Annotated in this window: 9 protein-coding genes; all 9 read right to left on the reverse strand. The window is 54.7% G+C overall.

Features of this window, described 5'->3' with window-relative positions:
* Positions 1 to 60: 60 nt before the first annotated feature.
* The 9 genes from carB to ribF all read right to left on the reverse strand — a co-directional run bounded on the left by carB (position 61) and on the right by ribF (position 12570).
* Positions 61 to 3285 carry a carbamoyl-phosphate synthase large subunit gene (gene carB, locus F3J28_RS13575; protein WP_008461705.1) on the reverse strand — a complete coding sequence of 1075 codons (3225 nt, stop codon included), beginning with the start codon at positions 3283 to 3285 and terminating at the stop codon, positions 61 to 63.
* An 18-nt stretch (positions 3286 to 3303) separates the two neighbouring features.
* Complete coding sequence (carA, locus tag F3J28_RS13580; protein ID WP_166876860.1) at positions 3304 to 4452, reverse strand: glutamine-hydrolyzing carbamoyl-phosphate synthase small subunit; 1149 nt, start codon at positions 4450 to 4452, stop codon at positions 3304 to 3306.
* A gap of 458 nt (positions 4453 to 4910) precedes the next feature.
* Positions 4911 to 5732: a 4-hydroxy-tetrahydrodipicolinate reductase gene (gene dapB / locus F3J28_RS13585; protein ID WP_166876863.1), complete on the reverse strand. Its 822-nt coding sequence runs from the start codon at positions 5730 to 5732 to the stop codon at positions 4911 to 4913.
* Positions 5733 to 5891: 159 nt separating this feature from the next.
* Positions 5892 to 6809 carry a ribonucleoside hydrolase RihC gene (gene rihC / locus F3J28_RS13590; RefSeq protein WP_166876866.1) on the reverse strand — a complete coding sequence of 306 codons (918 nt, stop codon included), beginning with the start codon at positions 6807 to 6809 and terminating at the stop codon, positions 5892 to 5894.
* 71 nt (positions 6810 to 6880) lie between these two features.
* Positions 6881 to 7831, reverse strand: a complete 951-nt coding sequence (gene ispH, locus F3J28_RS13595) for a 4-hydroxy-3-methylbut-2-enyl diphosphate reductase (RefSeq protein ID WP_166876868.1) — start codon at positions 7829 to 7831, stop codon at positions 6881 to 6883.
* Positions 7812 to 8282: an FKBP-type peptidyl-prolyl cis-trans isomerase gene (gene fkpB, locus F3J28_RS13600; RefSeq protein WP_039300323.1), complete on the reverse strand. Its 471-nt coding sequence runs from the start codon at positions 8280 to 8282 to the stop codon at positions 7812 to 7814. The genes ispH and fkpB overlap by 20 nt, the downstream gene beginning before the upstream one ends.
* 3 nt (positions 8283 to 8285) lie before the next feature.
* Positions 8286 to 8792, reverse strand: coding sequence for a signal peptidase II (gene lspA / locus F3J28_RS13605; RefSeq protein ID WP_039290186.1), 507 nt, complete (start codon positions 8790 to 8792; stop codon positions 8286 to 8288).
* Positions 8789 to 11605, reverse strand: coding sequence for an isoleucine--tRNA ligase (gene ileS, locus F3J28_RS13610; protein WP_166876872.1), 2817 nt, complete (start codon positions 11603 to 11605; stop codon positions 8789 to 8791). The genes lspA and ileS overlap by 4 nt, the downstream gene beginning before the upstream one ends.
* Positions 11606 to 11637: 32 nt before the next feature.
* Positions 11638 to 12570, reverse strand: coding sequence for a bifunctional riboflavin kinase/FAD synthetase (gene ribF / locus F3J28_RS13615; RefSeq protein WP_166876875.1), 933 nt, complete (start codon positions 12568 to 12570; stop codon positions 11638 to 11640).
* Positions 12571 to 12648 lie beyond the last annotated feature (78 nt).

Here is a 12648-nt window from a genome sequence, read left to right on the forward strand (position 1 = left end):
CGGCCTCTTTTCAGAGGCCGTTGGCGTTATTTTCGGAACATTCTTTCAGGACGAGAAAGCTTAGCCCTTAATTTGGGCATGCATTTCCTGCACCGAAATCACCTTCTCGGTAGCATCGGCATTCAGCGCCATCGCCGTGGCGAAACCGCCGTTCAGCGTGGTGTCATAATGCACCTTGTACTGCAGCGCGCTGCGGCGAATCAGCTTGGAGTCTTCAATCGCCTGGCGGCCCGCGGTGGTGTTGATGATGTAGGTGTATTCGCCATTCTTGATACGGTCCTGAATGTGCGGACGCCCTTCATGCACCTTGTTCACCAGGCGTGGGTTAATACCCGCTTCGCCCAGCACAATCGCTGTACCGTGGGTCGCATCCAGCTCGAAGCCCTGTTTCAGCAGCTTCGCGGCCAGGTCAACTACGCGCTCTTTGTCACCTTCACGCACGGAGAGAAGCGCGCGGCCTGGCTTACGCATGGTGGACTGGCTGCCCAGCATCGCTTTAGAGAAAGCTTCTGCGAAAGTACGACCCACGCCCATCACTTCCCCGGTAGAGCGCATTTCTGGCCCTAACAGCGGGTCAACGCCCGGGAATTTGTTGAACGGCAGCACCACTTCTTTCACCGAGTAATAAGGCGGGATGATTTCTTTGGTGACGCCCTGCTCAACCAGCGTTTTGCCTGCCATAACGCGAGCGGCAACTTTCGCCAGCGGCACGCCCGTCGCTTTAGAAACGAACGGTACGGTACGCGCGGCACGTGGGTTCACTTCAATCAGGTAAACTTCGTTGTCCTTCACCGCAAACTGCACGTTCATCAGGCCACGCACCTGGAGCTCAAAGGCCAGTTTCTGCACCTGCTGGCGCATCACATCCTGAATTTCCTGGCTCAAAGTGTAAGCCGGCAGAGAACATGCGGAGTCACCGGAGTGAACGCCCGCCTGCTCGATGTGTTCCATGATGCCGCCAATCAGCACGGTTTCACCGTCGCAAATGGCATCCACGTCCACTTCGACCGCATCGTCAAGGAAGCGGTCAAGCAGCACCGGCGCGTCGTTGGAAACGCTAACCGCGGTCTGGAAGTAACGGCGAAGGTCTGCTTCGTCGTAGACGATTTCCATCGCGCGGCCGCCCAGCACATAGGAAGGGCGAACCACCAGCGGATAGCCAATCTGGACGGCTTTCTCTACCGCCTGCTCGATAGCCGTTACGGTGGCGTTAGCAGGCTGTTTCAGCTTCAGGCGCTCAACGGCGTGCTGGAAACGCTCACGGTCTTCTGCACGGTCGATAGCATCCGGGCTGGTACCGATAACCGGCACACCAGCCGCTTCCAGGGCACGAGCCAGTTTCAGCGGAGTCTGCCCGCCGTACTGTACAATGACACCTTTTGGTTTCTCAACGCGGACGATTTCCAGCACGTCTTCAAAGGTGACAGGCTCAAAGTAGAGGCGGTCGGAGGTGTCGTAGTCGGTAGACACGGTTTCCGGGTTACAGTTAACCATAATGGTTTCGTAACCATCTTCACGCAGCGCCAGCGAGGCGTGTACGCAGCAATAGTCGAACTCGATGCCCTGGCCGATACGGTTTGGTCCGCCGCCCAGCACCATGATTTTGTCACGGTCATGGTTCGGGTTCGCTTCACACTCTTCTTCATACGTGGAGTACATATAAGCGGTGTCGGTAGCGAATTCTGCCGCACAGGTGTCTACGCGTTTGTAGACAGGGTGCAGGTTATATTGCTCGCGCAGTTTGCGAATTTCAGCTTCACGAACGCCAGCCAGTTTAGCCAGGCGTGCATCCGCAAAACCTTTACGCTTCAGCATACGCAGGAAGTCATGGTTCAGGCCGGTGATGCCCACTTCAGCCACCTGCTCCTCCAGACGCACCAGCTCTTCAATCTGCACCAGGAACCAGCGGTCGATGTTGGTCAGATTGAACACACCATCTACGGACAGGCCCGCGCGGAATGCGTCAGCCACATACCAGATACGCTCTGCGCCAGCGTCTTTCAGCTCGCGGCGGATTTTTGTCAGCGCTTCCGGGTCATCAAGGCTGACTTTCGGGTCAAAGCCGGTAGCGCCCACTTCCAGGCCACGCAGCGCTTTCTGCAGTGATTCCTGCTGAGTACGACCGATAGCCATGACTTCACCCACGGATTTCATCTGGGTGGTCAGACGGTCATTTGCGCCAGCAAATTTCTCGAAGTTAAAGCGAGGAATTTTCGTCACAACGTAGTCGATGGACGGTTCGAAGGATGCCGGAGTACGGCCACCGGTGATGTCGTTCATCAGCTCATCAAGGGTGTAACCGACTGCCAGCTTCGCGGCAACTTTAGCAATCGGGAAGCCCGTAGCTTTAGACGCCAGCGCTGAGGAACGGGACACACGCGGGTTCATCTCGATGATAATCAGGCGGCCCGTTTTTGGGTTCACGGAGAACTGAACGTTTGAGCCGCCGGTTTCCACGCCGATTTCACGCAGTACCGCCATCGAGGCGTTACGCATGATTTGGTATTCTTTATCGGTCAGCGTTTGCGCTGGTGCCACGGTGATGGAGTCCCCGGTATGAATCCCCATCGGGTCGAAGTTTTCGATAGAGCAGACGATGATGCAGTTGTCGTTCTTATCACGCACAACTTCCATCTCGTACTCTTTCCAGCCAATCAGCGACTCATCAATCAGCAGCTCTTTGGTTGGGGAGAGATCCAGGCCGCGCTCGCAAATCTCTTCAAACTCTTCGCGGTTATAAGCGATGCCGCCGCCGGTACCGCCCATGGTAAAGGATGGACGAATGATGCACGGATAACCCACGTCTGCCGCAACCGCCAGCGCTTCTTCCATATTGTGCGCGATACCGGAACGAGCGGTGTCGAGACCGATTTTTTTCATCGCAATGTCGAAGCGACGACGGTCTTCAGCCTTGTCGATAGCATCGGCGGTAGCGCCGATCATGGTGACGCCGAACTCTTCCAGTACGCCCTGACGCTCAAGCTCCAGCGCGCAGTTCAGCGCGGTCTGGCCGCCCATGGTTGGCAGTACCGCATCCGGACGCTCTTTTTCGATGATTTTGCGTACCACTTCCCAGTGAATTGGCTCGATGTAGGTTGCATCCGCCATTTCCGGGTCGGTCATGATGGTGGCCGGGTTGGAGTTCACCAGAATAACGCGGTAACCCTCTTCACGCAGCGCCTTACAAGCCTGCGCACCAGAGTAGTCAAACTCACAGGCCTGGCCGATAACAATCGGGCCCGCACCGAGGATCAGGATGCTTTTTATATCTGTACGTTTTGGCATGGTCTTCTCGGCTCCTGATTATTTAGCGGTAGAACGGTATTGCTTAATCAAATCGATAAAGTGGTCAAACAGCGGTGCAGCGTCGTGCGGCCCCGGGCTCGCCTCAGGGTGCCCCTGGAAGCTGAACGCGGCTTTATCGGTACGATGAATCCCCTGCAGGGTGCCATCGAACAGTGATTTGTGGGTTACGCGCAGGTTAGCAGGCAACGTGGTTTCATCAACCGCGAAACCGTGGTTCTGCGCGGTGATCATCACGCAGTCTTTGTCCAGGTCTTTTACCGGGTGGTTGCCGCCGTGGTGACCAAACTTCATTTTTACGGTGTTGGCACCGCTGGCCAGCGCCAACAGCTGGTGGCCAAGGCAGATACCAAAGACAGGAATTTCTGTCTCCAGGAAGGATTTGATTGCGCTGATGGCGTAGTCGCAAGGTGCCGGGTCGCCAGGGCCGTTAGAAAGGAAGATGCCATCCGGGTTCATCTTCAGCACGTCTTCCGCTGGCGTTTGAGCAGGCACCACCGTCAGGCGACAGCCTCTGTCCACCAACATACGCAGAATATTGCGTTTCGCGCCGTAGTCATAAGCCACTACGTGGAAAGGTAACTCTTCGGTTTTCGCCGCTTCTGGCAGGTCGCCTTCCAGCGTCCAGCTCCCCTGCTGCCAGGTGTAAGCTTCTTTCGTGGTGACTTCTTTAGCGAGGTCCATGCCGTTCAGGCCAGGGAATGCTTTCGCTTTTTCCAGCGCCAGGGCCGCGTCTACGTTATCGCCCGCGATGATGCAGCCGTTCTGGGCACCGTTTTCACGCAGCAGGCGGGTCAGCTTACGGGTATCAATATCGGCAATCGCCACGATGTTATGGCGCTTAAGGTATGAAGAAAGGTCTTCCTGACTTCTGAAGTTACTGGCAATCAGCGGCAGGTCACGAATGACGAGGCCTTGCGCATGAACCTGGGAGGATTCTTCGTCGGCTTCATTGGTGCCGACATTACCGATATGAGGATAAGTAAGAGTGACGATCTGGCGGGAGTAGGAAGGATCAGTGAGGATTTCTTGATAACCGGTCAATGAGGTATTGAAAACGACTTCACCCACTGCCGTACCCGATGCCCCAATGGCCCGACCGTGGAATTGGGTTCCGTCTTCCAGAACCAACAGCGCTGACTTAATCAAAACGTCCTCCAGGGAATAAACATTCAATTTATTCGCATATTAATTCAAAACTAACGCCTGAATCAAATGCAAAAAGCGTCTGCCCTACGGATTTTTGGCAAACGGCGGCATTCTAGAGACAAGCCGGGGAAAAGTCTACCTCAAGACGAAGTTTTTATGTCTCTTTTGCCGCTCAGAGTAAAAATATCTGATTTGAAGGTCAAAATAGCCAACTAACCTGGGGAAAGTAATCGGTTGCCGACCATAAATACTGGAAAAGTGGAGAGAGGACAGTGAAAAAGTGGACCAGGTGGTCAAAATTAACATTACAACAACACAAAAACAGAGGATGACCACCAATTTAATGACTCACACAGATAAATTAGTATCAAACACTCAAAAAAATAAAAGGGTGAAATAAATCACCCTAAAATCAATCAATTAAAAACAAACAACCACATTTATAAGGATGCATTTAACTACAAATTATTGAGATACAGTACATCTCGCATATCAAAAATACCGTTCTTTTTACCTTTAAGCCATAAAGCTGAGCGAACTGCCCCGTTAGCAAACGTCATGCGGCTGGAAGCCTTATGGGTAATCTCAACCCGCTCGCCAATATCTGCAAACATCGCGGTATGCTCCCCGACGATATCGCCCGCACGCACGGTGGCAAAACCGATGGTGCCAGGCACACGTTCACCGGTATGGCCCTCGCGGGTATAAACAGCACAATCTTTAAGATCTTTGTCCATCGCCTGAGCAATCGCTTCACCCATCGCCAACGCGGTGCCTGACGGGGCATCCACCTTGTAGCGGTGGTGCGCTTCGATGATTTCGATATCGGTGTAATCGCCCATGACTTTTGCCGCTTTCTCCAGCAGCTTCAGCATGACGTTCACGCCCACGCTAAAGTTTGCCGCGAAAACAATCGGGATCTCACGCGCCGCATCGTTAATGGCCTGCTTGCCGGCTTCATCAAAACCCGTCGTGCCGATGACCATGCCTTTGCCATGCTTGAGGCAAAATGCCAGGTGAGCCAGCGTTCCCTCAGGGCGGGTAAAATCAATAAAAACGTCGAAATCGTTAGCGACCGCATCCAGGTTATCGCTTACCAGCACCCCTGTTTTTGCCACGCCGGCCAGCTCACCCGCATCGCTACCGACCAGGGAAGAGCCAGGACGCTCAAGCGCCGCCCCAAGCTGAACGCCATCCAGCTGTAAAGCCGCCTGAATTAACTGGCGTCCCATACGGCCGCCCGCGCCAGCGATGGCTACGCGAATCTGTGCATCATGCATATCATTACTCTTTGGTTAAATAATTCTTAAAAACGTTATCAGGTTAACCAGCCCTCTAGCAGGCCGCCAGCCGAAAACACCCATAATTAGAATTTACTGTCATGGCCCGGCAGTTATCAATAACGCAGATAATACCCCTGTTTTTAATGGGATAATTATTCACGGTGCCAACGCCAGAACTTCAGCAACCCACGCCTGAAAACCTGGGATATCAATATCCAGCGCAACCTGTGCATTGGCCGGACGTTCGAGACGATGTTCGAGATCCACCACTGTCGTTCCGCTGGTATAAGTGCCGTGCGTTTCTACCGCGACAAAGCAGGGGAATGTCTGGAACAGCTCGGGCTTCACCAGCCACGCAATCGCTGTTAAATCATGCATTCGCAGGCCGGTATCCATGCTGCCGCTGCGGTAATGACTGAATAGCGCATGCAGCATCTTCCCGGTGCGATTCAAGGCTGGCAGATGGGCCAGAAATTCAGGCGCAAGCATTGCACGATTTGTCACATCCAGCCCACACATGACGATATCCAGCCCGCTGTCAAAGACGCGTGCTGCCGCCTCGGGATCAATGGCCATATTAAATTCAGCCGTCGGCGTAAAGTTACCCCGCCCCGCAGAGCCGCCCATCATGACCACGCGTTTAATACGCGTCTTACATTCAGGGTACTGCGTCAGCAACATGGCAACGTTAGTCAGTGGACCAATGGTAACCAGAGTCACCGGCTCATCGCTGCTTTTCAGACAATCGTACATGGCCTGGAATGCGGGAATTGGTAGTTCACGACGAGATGTTTCGGTGAAGACATACCCTTCCATTCCCGACTCGCCGTGCACGTAAGCTGCATCCCGCAGCGGGCGCAGCAGCGGGACAGAAGCCCCTTTCGCTACGGGCGTCTCTTTCTGCCAAAATTCCAGCAGTTGAAGGGCATTACGCGTGGTTTTGTCCACCGAGACATTTCCAGCCACGGTGGTGATGAGTTTCAAATCTAGCTGGGGTGCAAATAAAGCCGCGGCAAGGGCAACCGCATCGTCGATACCGGGGTCAGTATCAAGAATAATCGGGGTTCTGGTCATGCTGTTCTCCATAAAAAATGCCAGCGGGCATACACCAGCTGGCATCTTCTCATAAACGGAAATCTGCGACGCTAATCCACTTCACGGATGTCCACGCGCAGTTCACGCGGCACTTCAAAGACGATGTTCTCTTCGCGCCCTGTCAGTTCCTGAGCTTCGCTCCCGCCAAGTTCGCGCAGGCGAGCAATGACGTTTTGCACCAATACATCAGGCGCAGAGGCCCCGGCGGTAACACCGACGCAATTCACGTCTTTTAGCCAGGACTCCTGAATATCAGAAGCATCATCAATAAGCCAGGCGGCTTTCCCCATCCGCTGCGCCAGTTCGGCAAGACGGTTGGAGTTTGAGGAGTTTTTGGAGCCTACCACCAGCACAACATCAGCTTCCGTGGCCAGCGCCCGAACCGCTTCCTGACGGTTGGTCGTGGCATAACAAATGTCGTCTTTACGCGGGCCGATAATTTTCGGGAAGCGCTGACGCAGGGCGTCAATCACATCCGAGGTATCGTCCACGGAAAGCGTAGTTTGGGTCATAAACGACAGATTGCTTTCGTCTTTGACTTCAAGCGTCCAGACATCGTCCGGTGACTCCACCAGGTACATGCCCCCTTTCGGGTTGCTGTACTGGCCCATGGTGCCTTCCACTTCCGGGTGGCCAGCATGGCCAATCAGAATAGACTCTTCACCTCGGCGGCTGGCACGCGCCACTTCCATATGCACTTTAGTCACTAACGGACAGGTGGCATCGAAAACTGTCAGCTCACGGCTCTTCGCTTCGTTACGCACCGCCTGAGAAACACCGTGCGCGGAGAAAATCAGGATAGCGCCGTCCGGCACTTCGCTAATTTGCTCGATAAAAATCGCTCCGCGCTCGCGCAGGCTGTCCACCACATAGCGGTTATGCACCACTTCATGACGAACGTAGATAGGCGCGCCGTAAATCTGCAGCGCGTTTTCCACAATGCTGATAGCGCGGTCGACCCCAGCGCAAAAGCCTCTGGGATTAGCCAACAGGATCTGCATTCAACGCCTCCAGGACCGGATCAACTTCCAGCACTTCAATATCAAAATGGATAGTCTGCCCGGCCAGCGGATGGTTAAAGTCTACGGTGATAGAATCACCGTTAACTTCACGCACCACGCCCGGCATTTCGCTGCCATCCATTGCGGTAAAGAGCATGATAGCGCCCGGCTCCGGTTCGCCCGCTTCGACAAACTCACGGCGAGAGAAGTACTGGATCATATCCGGGCTTGGAATGCCAAAAGCTGCTTCTGGCGCCAGCGAGAATGCTTTTTTGTCTCCAGCTTTCAGGCCAACCAGTTGGTCTTCCAGGCCTGGCGACAATGTTTCATCCCCAAGGCGGAATAGCGCAGGCTTACCGTTAGCGCGGGTTGACTCCGCGGTGGAGCCATCCTCAAGCTTAAGCGTAAAGTGCACCAGCACCGCGCTGTTGGTTTGTACGGATTCAGCCATGGATTACCCTTTTTGCTTCGCGGGCTTGTCGGAGGAAACAAAGAATCCCTCCAGCACAATCAGCGCCGCACCGATACAAATTGCGGTATCGGCCAGATTGAAGGTGGCAAAATGCCAGTCGCCAACGTAGAAATCGATCATGTCGACGACAAAACCGTGCCACAGGCGATCGAACAGATTCCCGAGCGCACCGCCAATGATTAACGCATAGGCGATGTTATTCAGTTTCTGGCTGGCTTTAGCGCGATACATCATCCACACCAACGCCACACAGATACCGATAGCGATACCCGCGAAGAACCAGCGCTGCCAGCCGCCTTTGTCGGCCAGGAAGCTAAACGCCGCGCCATAGTTACGCGCATAGTGCAAATTCAGGGACGGGAACAGGGATACCGTATCCCCCAGCATGAAATGCTGGAGGATCAGATATTTACTGCCCAGGTCCACAATCAGCACTACCACCACCAGCCACAGCCAGCGCAATCCGGTAGAGAAAATGGGTTTCATCAAGCAAACTTACGTTGTTCGCCGTCACCGGCTACGTTGCTGACACAGCGGCCGCAGATTTCTGCGTGTTCCGCTACCTGACCGATATCGGTGGTGTAATGCCAGCAGCGCGGGCACTTCTCACCGTCGGCTTTACGCAGAGCCACTTTCAGCCCTTTGAGGATTTCGCTCTGCTGAGCGTCTTCACTCGCCTGCGCATAATCGGCAACCGCAGCCCCGGAGGTCAACAGGACAAATCGTAATTCATCGCTCAGGCTGTTCAGCTTGGCCGCCAGCTCTGCGTCAGCGTACAGCGTCACTGCCGCTTCCAGAGAACCACCGATGCGCTTATCAGCACGAGCCTGCTCGATAACCTTGTTCACTTCACCACGAACGGTCAGCAGCGTGTCCCAGAACTCACCGTTCATCGCTTCGCTTTCCGCCAGGCCAAACAGACCTTCGTACCATTCACCGGTGAACACATACTTCTCGCGAGAACCTGGCAGGTAGCCCCAGATTTCATCGGCGGTGAAGGACATGATCGGCGCCATCCAGCGGACCAGCGCTTCAGCAATGTGGTACAGCGCGGTCTGGCAGCTGCGACGCGCCACGCTGTCCGCTTTCGCGGTGTACTGACGGTCTTTGATGATGTCGAGGTAGAACGAGCCCATTTCCACGGAGCAGAAGCGCATCAGGCGCTGCACAACTTCGTGGAAATCGTAGTTTTCGTAAGAGGCGATGATATCCGCCTGCGCCTCTTGCGCACAGCCAACGGCCCAGCGATCCAGCACCACCATTTCTTCCGGTTTCACCATATCGGTTTCTGGATTGAAGCCGTTCAGGTTGGCCAGCAGGAAACGGGCGGTGTTACGGATACGGCGGTAAGCGTCAGCGGAGCGTTTCAGGATCTCGTCGGAAACGGCCATCTCGCCGGTGTAATCGGTAGATGCCACCCACAGACGCAGAATGTCCGCGCCGAGTTTGTTCATCACGTCCTGTGGGCTAACGGTGTTGCCGATAGATTTGGACATCTTGCGGCCCTGACCATCCACGGTAAAGCCGTGGGTCAGTACCTGACGGTAAGGCGCTTTGCCTTTCATCGCCGTGGAGATCATCAGGGAAGACATGAACCAGCCGCGATGCTGATCCGAACCTTCCAGGTACATATCCGCCGCGTGACCGTGGAACTCTGGGCGCACGTCGACAACGGAAGAGTGAGTAGATCCTGAATCGAACCATACGTCCAGGGTATCAGGCACTTTAACGTAGTTGTCTGCGTCATCACCCATGATGTCGCGCGGATCGAGATCCCACCACGCCTGGATGCCATCTTGCTCAACGCGCTTAGCGACTTCTTCCATCAGCTCGAGCGAACGTGGGTGCAGTTCTTCGGTCTCTTTATGCACGAACAGGGACATCGGCACGCCCCAGGTACGCTGACGCGAGATACACCAGTCAGGGCGATTTGCCACCATGGATTCGATACGCGCCTGGCCCCAGTCAGGGATCCACTGTACGCCTTTGATCTCTTTCAGGGACTGCGCGCGCAGGCCTTTCTGATCCATGCTGATAAACCACTGTGGCGTTGCACGGAAAATGATCGGCGTTTTGTGGCGCCAGCAGTGTGGGTAGCTGTGCAGCAGTTTTTCAACGTGCAGCAGAGCACCTTTATCACGCAGGATGTTAACGATCAGGTCGTTCGCTTTGAACACCTGAACACCGTCCAGACCTTCATAGGTTCCCGGCAGATAGCTCCCGTCCGGGCCAACCGGGTTCGCGATTTCCAGGCCGTATTTCTGGCTGATGGTGTAGTCGTCCGGGCCGTGACCACCGGCGGTGTGAACCGCACCGGTACCCGCGTCCAGGGTAACGTGATCGCCCAGAATAGCCGGGACGTCAAAGCCCATAAACGGGTGCTTAAAGCGCAGCAGCTCAAGCTCAGCGCCTTTTACGGTACCGAGAACCTGGTAATCAGTTACGCCAGCGCGCTTCAGCACGCTTTCCAGCAGGTCTTTCGCCACGATCAGCGCCTGGCCTTCAATCTGCACCAGCACGTAATCGAACTCGGCGCCCAGAGAGATAGCGCGGTTAGCTGGCAGCGTCCACGGCGTTGTGGTCCAGATAAGCAGAGAGACCGGGCCATCAACGGCAGAAGCACCAAACTTAGCTTTCACCGCATCGGCATCAACGGCATTGAACGTTACGTCAATGGACGGGGATGTTTTGTCGTAATACTCAACTTCGGCCTCCGCCAGCGCAGAACGGCAGTCCACGCACCAGTGAACCGGCTTAGCACCTTTGTGCAGGTGGCCATTGCCGATGATTTTGCCCAGCGCACGAATGATGTTGGCTTCAGTATTGAAGTCCATGGTCAGATAAGGATGCGACCAGTCGCCCAGCACGCCCAGACGGATGAAGTCTTCGCGCTGACCGTTAACCTGATTAGCGGCGTATTCGCGGCATTTTGCACGGAATTCTGCTGCGGTGAATTTCTCGCCCGGCTTGCCAAATTCCTGCTCAACCTTAAGCTCGATTGGCAGACCGTGACAGTCCCAGCCCGGCACGTACGGCGAGTCGAAGCCGGAAAGCCCTTTAGATTTGATAATAATATCTTTCAGAATCTTGTTAACTGAGTGACCAATGTGAATGCTACCGTTCGCATAAGGAGGGCCATCATGCAAAATAAAGGTTTTTTTGCCTTTTTTCGCATTACGGATGATGCCGTACAGATCGTCATCATTCCAACGCGCCAGCATACCCGGTTCGCGCTTGGCTAAGTCGCCGCGCATCGGGAACCCTGTTTCAGGCAAATTTAGGGTAGATTTAAAGTCACTCATTAGATTCTCGGTTCCGTATTTCGGTTAGCCTTTCAGGCATTTGACTCAAAAAATTCTCGGGCTGACACCACATCTCTGGCGATTTGCGCCTTCAGCTCATCGAGTGAAGCAAATCGCTGCTCATTACGTATCTTTTTACGCAGCACTACTTCTATATGGCGACCATAAAGGTCCATTACAACGTCCAGTAAATGGACTTCAAGCTGCTGGCGTATTCCCGCCACCGTAGGGCGAGTACCGATGTTTGCCACGCCGGCAATCGGCTTTTCACCAAGGCCTGAGACTTCCACCGCATAAACCCCTTTTACCGGGGAAACATGGCGACGCAGCGGCAGGTTTGCCGTCGGGAAGCCAATAGTACGACCCAGTTCATCCCCATGCACAACGCGGCCGGAGATCATAAACGGATGCCCTAACAGGTTTTCTGCCTGCTGCAGGTCATCATCGGCCAGCGCCTGGCGCACCGCGGTACTGCTGATACGCACCCCATCGTCACAAAACGTTTGGGTGCTGGCGATATCAAAACCGTATTCGCGGCCAGCCTTCTGTAATAACAAGAAATCCCCCTGGCGACCAGCGCCAAAGCGGAAATCATCACCCACCGCGAGGAATTGCACCCCGAGCCGGTCAACCAGAAGGTCGCTCACAAAGTTTTGTGCGCTCAGCGCGGCGAAGCGGCGATCAAAGCGCACGCACAGCACGTAGTCCACGCCACATTCGGCCAGGTAGCGCAGCTTTTCTCGCAGGCGAGTCAGCCGTGCAGGGGCTTTTTCCGGTGCAAACAATTCGAGCGGTTGAGGCTCAAAAATCATGACCATTACTGGAAGGTTGCGCGCACGCCCCTCTTCGCACAGACCCTTTAATAGCGCCTGGTGGCCACGATGCACGCCGTCGAAATTACCAATGGTGAGTACACACCCGTGGTGCTCCCGGCGCAGATTATGTATACCGCGTATCAGCTTCATGGCTGGCTCAAAACAGTGGAAATTGGCGGATTATACCAACTACCGCGATTAAGGTTAACCGGCGATTAGCGCCTTTAA

The organism is Enterobacter sp. Ap-1006 (assembly GCF_011752835.1).
Lineage (GTDB): Bacteria > Pseudomonadota > Gammaproteobacteria > Enterobacterales > Enterobacteriaceae > Cedecea.